This window comes from Streptomyces sp. NPDC006384, assembly GCF_042870695.1.
In the GTDB taxonomy this organism is placed as follows: Bacteria; Actinomycetota; Actinomycetes; order Streptomycetales; family Streptomycetaceae; genus Streptomyces.
On sequence record NZ_JBIAHR010000011.1, the window covers coordinates 47427 to 61649 of the forward strand.

The 14223-nt window shown below is 70.4% G+C and carries 13 protein-coding genes; 6 read left to right on the forward strand and 7 right to left on the reverse strand.

The window, feature by feature from the left end:
* Positions 1-94 precede the first annotated feature (94 nt).
* Entirely contained in the window at positions 95-277 is a 183-nt protein-coding gene (locus ACFYOJ_RS17025) for a hypothetical protein (protein ID WP_356557697.1), read from the forward strand.
* Here the strand turns inward: ACFYOJ_RS17025 and ACFYOJ_RS17030 are convergent.
* The 5 genes from ACFYOJ_RS17030 to ACFYOJ_RS17050 form a co-directional block, all read right to left on the reverse strand.
* A complete protein-coding gene (locus ACFYOJ_RS17030; RefSeq protein WP_356557696.1) occupies positions 274-1485 on the reverse strand; it encodes a cytochrome P450 in 1212 nt (403 codons plus the stop codon). The two genes, ACFYOJ_RS17025 and ACFYOJ_RS17030, sit on opposite strands and share 4 nt — an antisense overlap.
* Complete coding sequence (locus tag ACFYOJ_RS17035) at positions 1478-2050, reverse strand: DUF5825 family protein (RefSeq protein ID WP_356557694.1); 573 nt, start codon at positions 2048-2050, stop codon at positions 1478-1480. The genes ACFYOJ_RS17030 and ACFYOJ_RS17035 overlap by 8 nt, the downstream gene beginning before the upstream one ends.
* Positions 2047-3963: a RiPP maturation radical SAM C-methyltransferase gene (locus ACFYOJ_RS17040; protein ID WP_356557764.1), complete on the reverse strand. Its 1917-nt coding sequence runs from the start codon at positions 3961-3963 to the stop codon at positions 2047-2049. The genes ACFYOJ_RS17035 and ACFYOJ_RS17040 overlap by 4 nt, the downstream gene beginning before the upstream one ends.
* A 53-nt stretch (positions 3964-4016) precedes the next feature.
* Complete coding sequence (locus tag ACFYOJ_RS17045) at positions 4017-5285, reverse strand: MFS transporter (RefSeq protein WP_356557692.1); 1269 nt, start codon at positions 5283-5285, stop codon at positions 4017-4019.
* 86 nt (positions 5286-5371) lie between these two features.
* The gene (locus tag ACFYOJ_RS17050) at positions 5372-6550 is read right to left on the reverse strand and encodes a cytochrome P450 (RefSeq protein ID WP_356557691.1); all 1179 of its coding nucleotides are present in this window, start codon (positions 6548-6550) and stop codon (positions 5372-5374) included.
* A 696-nt stretch (positions 6551-7246) separates the two neighbouring features.
* On the opposite strand from ACFYOJ_RS17050, the gene ACFYOJ_RS17055 reads away from it, so the two are divergent.
* The 4 genes from ACFYOJ_RS17055 to ACFYOJ_RS17070 all read left to right on the forward strand — a co-directional run bounded on the left by ACFYOJ_RS17055 (position 7247) and on the right by ACFYOJ_RS17070 (position 11708).
* A complete protein-coding gene (locus ACFYOJ_RS17055; protein WP_356557690.1) occupies positions 7247-7408 on the forward strand; it encodes a hypothetical protein in 162 nt (53 codons plus the stop codon).
* 90 nt (positions 7409-7498) lie between these two features.
* On the forward strand, positions 7499-9460 hold the full coding sequence (locus ACFYOJ_RS17060; protein ID WP_356557689.1) for a B12-binding domain-containing radical SAM protein: 1962 nt from the start codon (positions 7499-7501) through the stop codon (positions 9458-9460).
* A complete protein-coding gene (locus ACFYOJ_RS17065) occupies positions 9457-10701 on the forward strand; it encodes a hypothetical protein (RefSeq protein WP_356557688.1) in 1245 nt (414 codons plus the stop codon). Before ACFYOJ_RS17060 ends, ACFYOJ_RS17065 begins: the two co-directional genes overlap by 4 nt.
* Positions 10702-10742: 41 nt before the next feature.
* The gene (locus tag ACFYOJ_RS17070) at positions 10743-11708 is read left to right on the forward strand and encodes a ThiF family adenylyltransferase (RefSeq protein WP_356557686.1); all 966 of its coding nucleotides are present in this window, start codon (positions 10743-10745) and stop codon (positions 11706-11708) included.
* Positions 11709-12145: 437 nt separating this feature from the next.
* Here ACFYOJ_RS17070 and ACFYOJ_RS17075 read toward each other — a convergent pair whose 3' ends face one another.
* Together ACFYOJ_RS17075 and ACFYOJ_RS17080 are read right to left on the reverse strand one after the other, a co-directional pair.
* Positions 12146-13132 (reverse strand): alpha/beta hydrolase fold domain-containing protein, encoded by a 987-nt coding sequence (locus ACFYOJ_RS17075; protein ID WP_356557684.1) that lies wholly within the window; start codon positions 13130-13132, stop codon positions 12146-12148.
* Complete coding sequence (locus tag ACFYOJ_RS17080) at positions 13068-13628, reverse strand: sensor domain-containing protein (RefSeq protein WP_356557683.1); 561 nt, start codon at positions 13626-13628, stop codon at positions 13068-13070. Before ACFYOJ_RS17080 ends, ACFYOJ_RS17075 begins: the two co-directional genes overlap by 65 nt.
* 349 nt (positions 13629-13977) lie before the next feature.
* Between ACFYOJ_RS17080 and ACFYOJ_RS17085 the strand changes: the two genes are divergently transcribed.
* Positions 13978-14220 carry a hypothetical protein gene (locus ACFYOJ_RS17085; protein WP_388597242.1) on the forward strand — a complete coding sequence of 81 codons (243 nt, stop codon included), beginning with the start codon at positions 13978-13980 and terminating at the stop codon, positions 14218-14220.
* Positions 14221-14223: the final 3 nt, after the last annotated feature.

Below are 14223 nucleotides of genomic sequence, written 5' to 3' on the forward strand. Positions count from 1 at the left end.
GGACCTCGCCAGTCACGCCTCCCCGGACGTGGAGGCGTGACTGGCGAAGAACCCGCACGTCCACTTCCCTTCCGCCCCCGCCGGATCCTCGTGGTTGAACCAGATCGAGACCTGGTCCGGGATCACCACCCAGCAGTCCGTCCGCCGCGGCACGTTCGAGAGCGTCAACGTCCTGGTCGAACAGATCCGCGACTGCATCGACTCCTGGAACGACGACGCGAAACCCTTCACCCGGACCACCCCGCCGACGAGATCCTCGTCGATCACGGGACACTAGTTCGCGCACTCGACCCAGATCGGGAGTTCGACGAGACCGTTCATGACCGCAGTGTCGTGGAAACGCAGCTCCGACGGCTCCACGGTCAGGCCGAAGCTCGTCGTTCCCGAGAGGAATACGCGCAGGGCCTGCGCCGCGACGAGGCGCGTGACCGGAATGCCCAGGCACGAGTGCTTCCCGCGGCCGAACGTCAGGTACTCGAAATCCCGGCCGCGCGTGGGGTCGAACCTGTGGGCGTCGGGAAGCGCGGACGTGTCCCTGTTGCAGACGTCCACCCCGATGACGAGCAGGGTGCCGGCGGGAACCGCGTACCCGCCGATCACGGACGTCTCCTTCGACATGCGGTAGATCCCGCGCGCGATCGGGCTCGCGTACCGCTGCACCTCATGGACGAGGCCGGGCAGCAGCGTCTCGTCGTCGCGTACGAGGCTCTGGGTCTTCGGGTCCTGCGCCAGGCAGAGGATGCCGTTCGTGATCAGCGCCGCCAGCACCTCGACGCCCGACAGCGCGAGCAGCCGGGTGTTCGCCGCGACCTGCCGGTCGTCGAGGGAGGGGAGCTGCGCCATCAGGTCCGACACGAGGTCGTCGGCGGGGCGGGCCCGCCTGTCGCGCACCCAGTCGACGAGGGTGGCGTCGAGCTCGCGCACCGGGTATCCCCCGTACACCGCGGCCCGCAGGGCCGAGACGAGCTTCTCGTCGAGTCCGAGCAGGCGCGACATCACGCTGTCGGCGACGGGCACGCCGATCGACGCGACCGCGTCGAGCCTCCCCAGCGCGAGGGCGCTCCCGACCGCCTGCCGCACGTCCTGGATCAGCTGGTCCGAGACGTCGCGCACGCGGGTGTCGATGACCCTCCGGAGCGCGCGCCGCACGCGGCGGTGCTCCTCCCCGTCGGTCTGGTTGACCGCGAAGACCTCCTCGGACGCCGCGTGAGGATGCGAGCCGTCCGGATGCGCCTCGTCCGGATGCGCCTCGTCCGGATGCGCCTCGTCCGGCTCGTCGAAGACGCTCGCCATGAGTTCGCCCGCGCTGCCGTAGGTCTCGACGTCGGACAGGATGCGGGTGGCTTCGCGGTGATCGTTGACGAGCAGGCCCAGCCCGGCCGTCCCCATGCGCAGGGGGACGACGGCGGCGGGCGGCTCCCCCGGCCCTCGCGACACGGTGCGCTCGTCGAGCGTCCTGCGGAAGAGGATGCGGCCTTCAGACACACCAGACTCCTTGTCTCACGGCGATGCCCACGGCGTGGTCGCCGGCACAGAAGACGAGGTCGTGCAGTTCGAGGGCGTCCAGGCCGGCCGCCTCGGCGGGGGTGAGCGTACGTCCCCAGCGGCTTTCGTCGAGGACGGCCGCCGCCGGTTCCGAGCGGTCGACGTCGATGCGGCGGCGCTCCCCGTAGCGGGTGTCCTCGACGGCCAGGAACGTCGGACCGCGCCGGACGACGAGGGCCCTTCCCTGCTGCGCCGGCCACGCGAAGGAGCCGTCCGGCCGCCGCGGCGGGTCGAGGTGGCGGAGGCTCCCGACCTCCAGGGTGCCGCAGTCGCCGCTCCACGAGACCCGCAGGCCGACCCCGCGGGCGTCACGGAGCAGCGCGATCAGGCAGACGAGTTCGTCGTCGCCCATCTCCTGCAGGGTGAAGTGACCGGTCAGTCTGATCCCGGCGTATCCCGACCGGGTCAGGGCGACGAGGTCCTCCCTGCTCCGCACCGAGTGGAGGTCCACCGGCGCGAAGAGCTTCCGGCGGTTCGACCGCCGCTCTGCTGTCTGCTTCGTCACCAACGCAATCCCGTCGCGAGCGCCAGACAGGTCGAGTCCTCATGGAAGACGATGCCGAGTTCCGTCCAGTTCTCGACGAGCTCTTCGAGCTGACCTTCCCGCAGGTCGATCTCGAGCGAGCGCATCGCGGAGGCGAGCGCGGGAAGCGTCTTGCCCTTCGCCAGCGCCCGGTACGCCTCGGCTTCGAGCCCCGGCCGGAACACCAGCTCGCGGGAGGGCCAGGCGGGCCGGTCGTCGATGACGACGAGCGAGTCGTCCGGCGACGGCAGGGCGACCAGCCGGGAGACCGAGGCGGTGTCCTTCCAGCTCGCGACCGCTTCGCGCAGCAGCTCGTTCGTCTCGGGGGAGAGGCCGGCGGGCGCGGACTCGAACACGTAGACGAGGTCGTCGAGGTCCTCCGCCACCCCCTCGTAGGCGCTCACCAGGTTGAGCGAGGGGCCGAGCGCCTGCAGACCGAGGGCGGGATCGTCGAAGTAGGGGCTGAAGCGTTCCAGCTTGATCGGGAACGCCCCGGCGGGCGGCGTCAGGTGGTGGAGGGACGGGAGCGAGGCGATCAGCGCCTCGTAGTCGCTGTCCTGCTCCCCGGGGAAGCCCACGAGGATGTTCCACGAGGGGTAGATCCTGCAGGTGGCGCAGTCCCGCAGGAACCGCACGTTCTGCCACCCGGTCACCCCCTTGCGCATGATCCGCAGGATGGGCGTGCAAAGGCTCTCGACACCCGGCTGCAGCTGTGTGAAGCCGGCGCGCGCGAGGGACTCCAGCTGTCTGAAGCTGAGGTTCGACTTCACCTCGGCGAACAGCCGGACGTCCCACTCGGCGGGCAGCGCCAGATCCGAGGTCAGCTGCACGACGTGCTCGGGCGCCAGGATGTTGTCGGAGAACACCAGGTCGAGCACGTTGTGCCGGCGGATGGCCCGGCCGGCCTCCGCCTGCACGCGCTCGGCGGGCTTCGCCCGATGGGTCATGGCCGACCCGTTCAGGCCGCAGAAGGTGCAGTGGTGCTTCGCTCCCCACCAGCAGCCGCGGCTGGCCTCCAGCGGGATCTTGACGTCGATGAACGGCGCGGCCGGGGACTTCCCCAGATCGCGGAAGTAGTGGTCGTAGGTGGGTTCCGGCACCACGTTCATCGAGACGGGCGTCCGCCCGATGGGGTTGCTGACCGTGGTTCCGTCGGCGTCGGACCGCCAGCACAGGCCGGGCACGGCACGGAGCGGTTCCTCGTCCTTCTTCCCGTCACCGCTGCGGCATTCCGCGATGTGGGCGATGAGCGGCGCGATCGAGTGCTCCGCCTCCCCCCGGATCACGTAGTCGAACTCCGGGCGGGCGCGGTGGACCGCCGTGCCCTGGACGCCGTCGCAGTTCGCCCCGCCGAGGATCGTCACGACGTCCGGCCGCAGCTGCTTGACGCGGTGCGCAAGCGCGAACGAGGCGATGTTCTGGTCGAAGGTCGTCGTCAGCCCCAGGACGTCGGCGTCCGAGGCCACGAGGTCCCGGGCCAGCTCGTCGATGAAGGCGGGCGCCGCGCGGAACATCGCGCAGTAGGCGTCGACGTGCTCGCTGTCGCGTATGAGGTCGTAGAAGCTCGTGCTGCGTGGGTCGGCGCCGGGGCGGAAACAGCTGGAGAAGACCCATTCGCCGACCCCGAACACTTCGGCGTCGACGATCAGCTCGTAGTGCCCGCGTTCGAGGCCCGCCTCCCGGACCAGGTGGTCGAGCCACCGGATGTTGCCGTAGACGACGTCGAGCTTCCCGACCTCTCCGCGCCGCTCGAACAGCGGGGCGATCGTGCTCAGCGCCAAGGAGGGCATGTCGACCACGGCCCAGGGCATGCAGACCAGCGCGACCGAGAGGGAGTCCTCATGCACGACCGGGGGGGAGAGATTCGGCACCGGTTGTCTGTGCCCGATCTGCATCAGTTCCACTTCGGCTCCTCATCGGTCAGGGGCGTTGTCCGAGACGGGCTGTTTCAGGATTCCTTCGGGGCGGCGGCCTGCTCGCTCCCGGTGCTCACCCGCGTCCCCCGGATGAGCACCGGGAGCCACAGGAGACACGCCAGCAGCGGGACCGCGGCGTAGACGGCCATGCCCACGCCGGAGCCCAGTCCGCCCATGAGCGCGCCGAGGACGAGATAGCCGATGCCGATGAGCACCGACTCCACGAACGCGATCATCGACAGCAGGCCCGCCCGGTGGCGCGACGGCACCGCCTCGTTGAACACGTTGTCCACGAGTACGGCGGTGATCTCGGGGATTCCGACCAGGAGCAGGAACGCGGCGATGGTGACCCAGACGAGGCCGAGGCCGGTCAGGCCGAGGGCCGCGGCGAGCGCCAGGAGCGACAACGGGGCGATGATCCGGTACCCGATGCGCCGGTCGGCGCGGTCCGACAGCAGGGGAGTGAGGCCGCCGATGAAGAATCCCGCCGAGATGACCACACTGACCAGCGCGGTGCTCGCACCCTGATCGGAGAGCGTCTTCTGGGTGAAGATGATGTAGGGCGTCAGCGTCGCGTGCATCAGTCCGGACACCACGGCGAGCGTCACGAGCGCCGGCGTGGCGACCCGGAGCATGGCCCGCCAGGCCGTGGTGTCGCCGTGCTCCTTCCCGGCACCGTCCTGCTCGTCCACCGCGTCCACGCCGCGGATCTCGGGCACCCGGGCCAGCAGCACCAGCACGGCCACGACGAGGCACGACGCCGAGGCGGTGTAGACGATTCCCCAGGAGAACCGCTGAAGCTGGCCGCCGAGGATGATGGCGGCCCCCGAGGTGACCGTCCCGAGCATGGTGAACCGGGACCTGATCCTGACGTAGCCGCTCGTCGCGCCGCGGCGCACGAGCAGGTCGTACAGCAGGGCGGTGTCCGAACCGGACACGCAGGCCATGCCCACGCCCTGGCCGATGAACAGCGCCAGGAAGAGCCAGTAGTCGGAGGTCGCCACCTGACCGAGCAGACATCCGGCCACCAGCACCTGGCCGATCACGATGCCGGCACGCCTGCCGATCCGGTCGGCGATGATGCCCGTGGGCAGCTCCGCGAGTCCGCTGGCCAGGAAGAGCAGGGTCTGGAGGAGGGCCACCTGCGCGGCGGAGAAGCCTTGCTGGTAGAGGAAGATGACGAACACGCCGCGCTGGAAGACCGAGTTGGAGAGCACGGCGTAGATGTAGAACGGGCGCGTGACGTCGCGTGCCACGTCGACCGCCGCCGATCCGTCAAGGGCCTGTGTGGTGCCGGTCATGCTGCGGGTCCCCCCTGGTGACTCCGGTGGTCAAGGACGTTCTCCACCATCACGGGCGGATTCGGCTCCTGCTCGGTCGCGTTCACTCACCAGCTCACCGGCATGCCCTTGAGGCCGTACCCGAGACCGTCGTCCATGAACGGGAGGCCGTCGAGGTCGACGGCCAGGGCCAGGGTGGGGATGCGCCGGAACAGGGCGGTGAACACGACCTGGAGCTCCAGGCGGGCCAGCGGCTGGCCGGTGCACTTGTGCACACCGAACCCGAAGGCGAGCTGCTGGCCGGCGTCGCGGCGCAGGTCCAGCTTCTGCGGGTCGGGGAACACGCTCGCGTCGCGGTTGCCGATCTCCTCCGGGAGGATCAGGCCCTCGCCGGCGCGGACCAGCTGTCCGGCGATCTCGATGTCCTCCACGGCCACGCGGCGGCGGCCGGGCTGGACGGTGGTCAGGTACCGCAGCAGCTCGTCGACGGCCCCGTCGACCCCGGCCTCGTCGGCGTCCCGCAGCACGGCGATCTGGTCGGGATGGAGCAGGAGGGCCAGCGTGCCCAGCGCGATCATGCTGGCCGTGGTCTCGTGCCCCGAGATCAGCAGGAACAGGATCAGCATCACCAGTTCGTGCCGGTTCAGCTGGCCGGTGGCCAGCCGTTCGGTGGCGAGCTGGGACAGCAGGCCGTCATCGGGGTGGGCGAGCTTGTGGCCGATCAGCTTGGCCAAGTAGTGGTACAGCTCGCGCTCGGACTTGCTCGCGACGTCGGCCGGGACGTCGCTCTCGGTCACCGCCCTGATGGCGCGGTGGAAGAAGTCGTGGTGCTGGTAGGGGACGCCCAGCACGTGGCAGATGACCCTGGACGGGATCGGCAGGGCGAACTCCGACACGAAGTCCGCCGGCCCCGGGCCGGCCAGCAGGGCGTCGATGCGCTCGTCGACGACCTGCTGGATCGTCGGCCGCAGCTTCTCGACCATGCGGGGGGTGAACGGCCGGGCGATCATCCGGCGCAGCCGGAGGTGCTCGGGGCCCTCCATGGCGGTCAGGAACTGGCCCTCGCCGTGGTGGTCGCGCAGGAACTGGGTGTGGAACGGGTAGCCCGGCTGCATCCAGTCCGCGCTGACCCGGCGGTCCGACAGCAGCGCGCACTGTTCCGCGTGCCGGGTCACCAGCCACGGGGTGCTGCCGTCCCACAGCCGGACCCGGACCAGCGGCGCCCGTTCTTGCAGCTCGGCGAGCTCGGGTGCCGGATCCAGCGGGCAGCCGGACGCCCGGGGCATCGGAAAGTACGGGATTGCCGTGGATTCCAGATCGGGAACGCCGGCCTGCGAAGACGTCACAATCCTAGCTCCGTTCCGAATGTCCCATGACGGAAGACACATCAACATTGGGGACCGATGCCCGCTGAAGGGTGTGATCGCCGAATCGGCTTCCGCAGCCCACGGATTCCGGTGCTCGATCTTTTTGCGCCACAGAGTGGAAAACCGGCCATGTCCGGCCCTTGTCCACTGAAGGCGGGCACCGTCGAACGATGACCTCTCCGTTTGGCACTATTCCGGACCCGAAGCACCCTACCCAGATTCGATCAAGCCCCACAAGAGGCGGGAAGACACCGCATCCGCCGGCCGGCGGAGAGCCGGAGCGCGTGCCCGGAGCGGGATTTCAACCATGTGAAATCACCCGAATCGTTCGGACCGTTGGTGGTTGCCACGCCTCGGGGAGCCCTCCATCCGGAGTGGGTGGATGCCCCCTCTCGCTCCGGCGCGACAAGGGTTCTGGCCAGGGAATTCATGGCCCAATGCGTCGGCGGGCGAGGGAGAATCGGAATCGACCGGACGGCGGCGGTCCCTCCGTTCGCCGCCGGGAAGGGGCTTCGGACGCCGTGCCGGGCCATATGCGCACTCACCATTGACAGGGCCTCAAGAACTGTATGGGATGCAGACGTCGATGCCAGTCCGGGTGAAGAAAGGACAACGATGACGCAGGAACTGCAGGAGCGTCCGGTGACCGAGATGACCGAGGCGGAGCCGGACATGGTGCTTTTCACCGATGGCGAGGGGTTTGACCTCGTCGACGACGTGGAGCTCATCTCCCTGTCGTCGGCCACCCTCGGTGCCATCGTCGCGCGGCGCTGCTGAACACATCCGATGGCGACTCCGAAACGACTGGCCCTCTCGTTCGCCGGGGAGGGCCAGGTGTCGGTCCGGACATCCACGCGGAATGTTCGCGTGACGCTGGGCCGGCCCCTGATCAATTCCGACATCAATTCCCCTTTCTTCGTCCCTCTCGGACTTCTCTGCATCGCCTCTCCCCTGAGGGCGCACGGCCACCCCGCCGTCGTCGTCGACCTGGAGTACGAGCACCGGATCGGCGCCTTCGAACCGGGTGACGCCGACTGGCTCGACCAGACCTGTGAGCGTCTGCTCGCCGCCGACCCCGACGTGCTCGGCCTCACCTGCCTCGCGGACACCCTCCCGTCGTGCCTCCTCGTCGGGCGCCGGGTCAAGCAGCTCCGGCCCGGTGTCACGGTGGTGCTCGGCGGACCCGGGACGTTCGGCGTCTTCCCCGACGCCCTCCCGCGCTTCGCCGACTGCGTCGACTTCGTGTGCCGCGGCGAGGGAGAGCTCGCGATCACCGCTCTCGCGGACGCCCTCGCCGACGGGACCGACCCCGCCGAGGTGCGCGGCTTCTGGTCGTGCAAGGACGGCCAGGTGGTGTCCAGCGGGCCGCAGCCGACCACGAACCTGAACCTCGTGCCGATGCCGGCGTACGACGCTGTCCCGATGGGCGACTACATCCGGCTCTCGACCCCGCACATCTTCGATGTGCACATCGGCTCCGGGTGCACCTATTCGTGCAAGTTCTGCATGACGTCGACGTTCTGGGACCGCGACTTCCGGATCAAGGACCCCGCGGTCATCCTCGAAGAGCTGCGGTTCCTGCACCGCACCTACGGGGTCACCCAGTTCAACTTCCTGCACGACAATTTCGCCAACAAGCGCACGTACCTCGACGAGTTCGTCTCCTATTTCGCGGAGCACAACGACATCTTCGAGTGGGGCTGCGCGGTCCGGCCGGACAACGTCAATCCGTCCCTTCTGCGGCGTATGGCCGATGCGGGGTGCTTCAACATCTTCTGCGGCACGGACGCGGGATCGGAGAAGATCCTCAAGTCCATGCTGAAGATGCCCTCGACGAAGCGGACCTACGAGTTCTTCCGGTCCGCCCAGGAAGTCGGCATCCAGTTCGAGACGAACACGATCGTCGGTTACCCGGAAGAAGCCGCCGAGGACCTGGAGAAGTCCCTGGAGGTCGTGTTCGACGCGATCGCCTACGGGGCTGTCAACAGCGACCTCAGCGTGCTCCAGCCGCTCCCCGGCGCCGAGATCACCGGTGAGTACCGGGCCGAACTCGAACCGCTCGAGGGCGGACTCGACGTCATGGGGACCTTCCTCCCGCCGGACGTCCGCGCGCTCGTCAAGGAAGAAGCCGAGATCTTCACCGGCTTCAGCTTCATCCGCAGCGGAAACCGGGAATACGAGTACTACCAGGACGTGCTGCGCCTTTCGCGGTATTTCACGCGCCGCTACTACCACCTGCTGCGGTTCCTGAAGCAGGGCGCGGGGCTCACGTACGTGGAAGTCATCGACGCGCTCCTGGAGCGGTCCGACATGCCGGTCGAGGAAGCGCTCGGCGAGATCCTGGCGAAGCTGGACGGCGCGTACGCGCGCACCGCCAGGGCGCTGTTCACGTACGACTCGATGCTCGCGGGGTTCCGCGGCGACGAGGTCGAGGAAGAACTCGTCAACGTGTACCGGCGGCCCGCCGTCGTGGGGGAGAAGCCGCATTTCCTGACCGCGGACCTCGACGTCGACGTCGTCGCGATGGTCTCCGACCCGCGGGAGATCACCTGGGAGCCGGAGCTGGACCGTCCGACCGTCGTGGTCGTGTACCGCGCGAGCGAGGCGGAGGTGTCGACCCTCCGTCTGACGCCGGGGCAGGCCAAGATGTTCAAGGCCCTCATGCCGCGCGGGACCGAGGAGCGCGAGACACTCCTCGCCCAGGTCGCCCCCGGACGGCTGCGCGAGGTCGCCACGGCGGTGGCGGGACTGTGCGCCCGGATCGACGCCTCGCCGGACGCCCCCGGGCGGACTCCGCCGGTGGCCGACAGCCCCCTCCCGGCCACGTGAGCGCCCCGCGCCCCGTCGTCGTCGAGGTGGACGACGACCCGATCCGGTGGCACGGACCCACGGGAGGCGACTACCTGAGCCGCTGGTTCGCCTCGGCGAGCCAGCACAGCAGGCTCGACCTCCTCTGGGGCACGGACGACGGACTCAGCCAGCACTACCGCGTCCGGCGGGACGCCTCCTTCTCCGACGGGAGCCCGGTGCGTGCGAGCGATCACGCCCGGGCGATCCGGACCGCGCTCACGGTGCCGTCGCTCCAGCGGTTCCTGATCGACATCCGCGCGGTCCACACCTCGAAGGACACGCTGGTCATCGAGCTTCGCCGCCCGGCGCCGCACCTCCCCGGCCTGCTCCGGAGCGTCGACCTCGCTCCGGTCTCGCCGTGCGGACAGCTGTCCTCGGGCGCGTACGAGCGTGCCGTGCGCACCTCCGACGACGAGTACTGGCTCGAACCCGTCAGGGCCGGCACGCCCCCCGTGCGGGTGCTCGTACGCCGGGATCCGCACGGCGCCCCGGAGCGGTTCCGGCGGGGCGAGGTCGACGTGACGTGCGCGACGGCGTTTCCGCTCGACCGTGTTCCGGACTTCGCGGACAGCGGGGCGTTCCACACGGCGCCGACCGGAATCGAGATGTGCCTGGAGGCCGTCCCCGGCAGCCGGTCGGCGGTGGGCGACCCGGAGTTCCGCCGCAGGCTCCTCGGCGCGCTCCGCTACGACCGCCTGGTCGCCCGGTGCTGGAACGGCGTGGAGTCGGCGGCGCCCGACCACCACGTCGAGGCACCGCCCAGCACCGCCGGCACCGGTGAGCGCCTGCGCCTGGGGTACTGGGACTACTACCCCAACCTGGACGTGGCCGAAGAGGTCGCGGCCCAGCTGACCGAGAACCTCGGCGTCGAGGTCGAGCCGGCACCCGCCGACTTCGTCTCGGGCTCGGCCCAGTCCTTCGACCTGCTCCTCGCCCTGCGGGGCCCGCTCTTCGAGGATCCGATCGGAGCCCTGGACCTGCTCGACCCGGCACGCCGCGATCCGGTCCTCGCGCCGCTGCTGCGCCGGCTGTCCGAGGACCCGGACGACGAGGAAGCGGCCGACGAGCTGCGGCGAGCGGGGCGCGAGCAGTGCCCGGTCCTGCCGCTGCTGCGGCTCCGGGGCCACTGGCTGCAGCGAGAGGCACTGGCGGGCCGGCCCTGGCCGTCGATGGACGCCGTGCGCTTTCCCCGGTTCAGCTGGAGCGCCGATTCCCCATGACCCTCGGCAAAGGGTGATCTCGCTACGAAGGAAGGCCAGGGATGGCTGACGGAAGCGACCGCTACGTGCTCTCGCCTGCGGCGACCTGGTCCCGCGACGGCGACGAGCTGCGCGTCTTCTCCGACGAGGTACTGCTGGTCCGGCGCTGCCCCGAAGCGATGTTCGCATGGCTCGAAGCGGTCTCCGACGACCCGCTCGGCCTCCCGGTGCCGAGGGGAGGGAACACGGACGCCATCGTGCGCACGCTCCTCCGGCTCCGCCTCGTCGTCGCACCGTTCGACCGCTCGTGGCAGTCGTCCGCCTGGCGGAACCAGGTCGAGTACTTCGCGGCCCTGGGCCTGGACGCCGGCGCGGCACAGGAACGGCTGCGCGCGGCGCACGTGACCGTTCTCGGCGTCGGCGGCATCGGCGGCGCGGTGCTGGCCGAGCTCGTGGGTGCGGGCGTGGGCGGACTCACGCTCGTGGACGGCGACCGGGTCGCGCTGGAGAACCTCAACCGCCAGTACCTCTACCGGCGTTGTGACGTCGGACGGGCAAAGGTCGATGTGGCCCGCGAGTGGGTGCGTGAGCGCCTCCCCGAAGCGGAGCCGACCGCTGCCATGGAGACCGTCGTGACCAGCGAGGCGCTGGTGCCGCACCTGCGCGAAGGCGGGTTCCTCGTCGTGGCGGCCGACCGTCCCGCGTCGCTGCCGGAACTGTGCGCCCAGGCGTGTCTGGAGCGCGGAGTGTCGATGATCACGGGTGGCTGCGGCCTCCGGGTGGGGTCGAGCGGCCCGCTGATCCGGCCCGCCGACGTCCCGGCCTTCCTCGCGTCGCTGCGGGAGGCGAAGGCCGCGGCCGGGACCGCGGTCACGCCGATGGCGGCCTCGTTCGGCCCGGTCAATACGCTGGTGGGCGCGACGATGGGCCGTGATCTCATCTTCGGCATACTCGGTGTGAGCGCCCGAACGACTTCGCATCGCGTCGAGCTGCTGGGGACGGCTTTGACCCGGGAGTGCGGAAGGTGAGCTCTGGCCCCGACCTCTCGTGGGGGCCCGTCAGCTTTCGGCGGACCTTTCGGTGTGCCTGTCGGCATCACGAGGTGCCGCACAACGCTCCCCGCCCACGACCGCAGGCTTTCGGTTTCGCGGTCCGTGACGCCCGGGAGAGCTGCGGGACGAGCACCGAGGCGCTCGCCGAAGCCGCCGACCTGTCCGCCCGCATGGTCAAAGGGCCAGGCGATCGTGACCGCGGGCGGCACACCCGGCAACACCGACGAGGTCGCCGCCGCCAACCCGGTGGGCAAGGCCGCCCTGCCGACCCGCGCGTTCGCGCTGAAGGGCGGGCAGACCGCCGAGGACCCCGCGCACGCCCCCGGCACGGACGGCGCCACCCTCCTGGACGTCCTGGGCAGCCGGGACCCGCGCTGGAGCAGACCGGGCCAGGCCGTGCTCGGCGAACGCGGTCAGCCCGTCGGACGTTCCCAGGCCGTCGTGGCCCGGCCGGCCGTGGAGGTCTCGCCGGACGCCCGGTGGGTGACACGCGTCGTCCGGTCGCGCAGCCATGAGTCGATGTCGCTGAGCGCCGTCCTGGCCATGGTCGTGGGGTGGCCGGTGAAGCCGTGCGGTGCGTCCGGGTAGATCCGGAGCTCGACGTCGTTGCCGGCCGCCGACAACCGAGCGGCCAGGGCCAGGTTGTCCTCGAGCAGTACGTCCGCGCTTCCGACGACGAGCAGCGTCGGGGGAAGCCCGCTCAGGTCGCCGAAGACGGGAGAGATGTCGGGAACCGTGCGGTCCTGCACATGGCCGGCGTACGCCTGGATGAAGTACTCGTCCGCGATGCGGCGGCCGGCCGGGGTGCGTGCGCTCAGGTCGTAGGTGCCGTACCGGAGTGCGGCGCCGGTGAACCGGCCGGCGAGACCTCTGTCCCTCAGCCGGAGCAGGGTCGCCAGGGCGAGGGTGGCTCCCGCGGAGGTCCCGCCGATCGCGAGCCGGGAGGTCCCGAAACGGGCGGCGGCTTCTTCCACGAGCCAGAGCGCCGCCGCTTCGCAGTCGTCGGGTGCCGCGGGCCAAGGGTGCTCGGGCGCCAGCCGGTAGTCGACGCTGACAACGGCGAGACGGAGGGCGTCCGCGAGCGCGCGATTGCGCTCGTCTCCTCGCGCCGCGCAGTCCATGTAAAAGCCGCCGCCGTGCATGTCCAGGTAGACGCCCTGCGGCGGACCGTCGGCGGGCGTGAGGATCCTGACGGGGACGCGTGTTCCCGCGGCTTCGACCGTCTCTTCGACGGCAGGCGGGACGGCGGCGCGAGGAGCAGGTCTCTTCGCTCGTGCCTCCTCGAGCTCCTCCGGGGTGCCGGGGCCACGCCCCGCCGCCCTCGACCTGTAGAAGTCACGCGCCTCGGCGACCTGTTCCTCGGGCACGTCGGCCAACAGTGCGTCCAGCGCGAACCGCACGCGTCCTCCTCGTCGCTCGGGGGTGTCGGAGTGAGAACCACTCTTCCACGGATGGACGGAGACCCGGGGGGGGTCGGGGCGTCCCGTCAGTCCCGCAGGAAGGCGAGGACCGCCGTGACCAGGGCGTCGGCGTCCCCGACCGCGGCCACGACGTCGTGGCCGACCCGTTCCAGGAGGCCGACCAGGCGCGCAGGCCGGGCGCGTCGGGGGCCCGGTGCGGGTCGGGCAGGCGGTCCAGGTCGACGATGCGCAGCCGGCGGCGTTCCACCCGGGCCACCAGGGTGGAGACCAGCACCATGCCGGCCAGGGGCGCGACACCGATCAGGACGACCAGCAGGGCCAGCCCGAGGGCCAGTCCCAGGGCGAGGACCGACACGGCCGCCGTGCCGACCACGACGCCGCTGCTCAGATAGGCCAGCGACCGCCAGGGCCAGCTGGAGGTCAGAAAGCGCAGAGGGCGCTGAGCCACGGCCTGCCAGGCTGTTGTGGGCTGCATGGTGATCAACGTAATCGCGGGGAGGGGTCAGCAGGCAGGCCTTCCCGCCCGGAAGAGGCCCCGGGCGGACGGAAGCAGAGCTGCCTCCACCTCCAGGAACAGAGGGTGGATCAGTGCCCCGCCCCCCCACGTGAGCTGGAATCCGGGCATGACGATGACAAGAGCGACGACAGAGGCGACGGCAGGGACGACGACGGGTACGACGGCAGGGCGGACCGGGGTGCGGGACGCGGTCGAGCTCCACGATGTGCGCAAGGTCCACAGAACCGGCAACGGCACCGGTGGACATCAGGTGACCGCGCTGGACGGTGTCTCCCTCGGCTTCCCCTGCGGCACCTTCACCGCGATCATGGGCCCTTCCGGCTCCGGGAAGTCGACCCTGCTGCGGTGCGCGGCCGGTCTGGAAGGCCGACCGGCGGCCGGATCGTCCTCGCCGGCGTGGACATGGCGGTTGGAGGAGATGTGCGCTGACCGTGGTCAGCATCTGGACCGGACGCCCTTCGGGAGGCCGCTCGGCCGACCCCCTCGTCGGCGGCGAGGAAGACAACGGCGAACAGCAGAAGGGCCGTGCCGGTCAGGACGATCGCGTTGAGCC

Bases quoted from the DNA above. Each gene is read 5' to 3' on its own strand.
- ACFYOJ_RS17040 (WP_356557764.1), bottom strand. From the start codon at position 3,963: ATGCAGATCGGGCACAGACAACCGGTGCCGAATCTCTCCCCCCCGGTC.
- ACFYOJ_RS17045 (WP_356557692.1), bottom strand. From the start codon at position 5,285: ATGACCGGCACCACACAGGCCCTTGACGGATCGGCGGCGGTCGACGTG.
- ACFYOJ_RS17050 (WP_356557691.1), bottom strand. From the start codon at position 6,550: ATGCCCCGGGCGTCCGGCTGCCCGCTGGATCCGGCACCCGAGCTCGCC.
- ACFYOJ_RS17055 (WP_356557690.1), top strand. From the start codon at position 7,247: ATGACGCAGGAACTGCAGGAGCGTCCGGTGACCGAGATGACCGAGGCG.
- ACFYOJ_RS17070 (WP_356557686.1), top strand. From the start codon at position 10,743: ATGGCTGACGGAAGCGACCGCTACGTGCTCTCGCCTGCGGCGACCTGG.
- ACFYOJ_RS17080 (WP_356557683.1), bottom strand. From the start codon at position 13,628: ATGCAGCCCACAACAGCCTGGCAGGCCGTGGCTCAGCGCCCTCTGCGC.
- ACFYOJ_RS17085 (WP_388597242.1), top strand. From the start codon at position 13,978: ATGGGCCCTTCCGGCTCCGGGAAGTCGACCCTGCTGCGGTGCGCGGCC.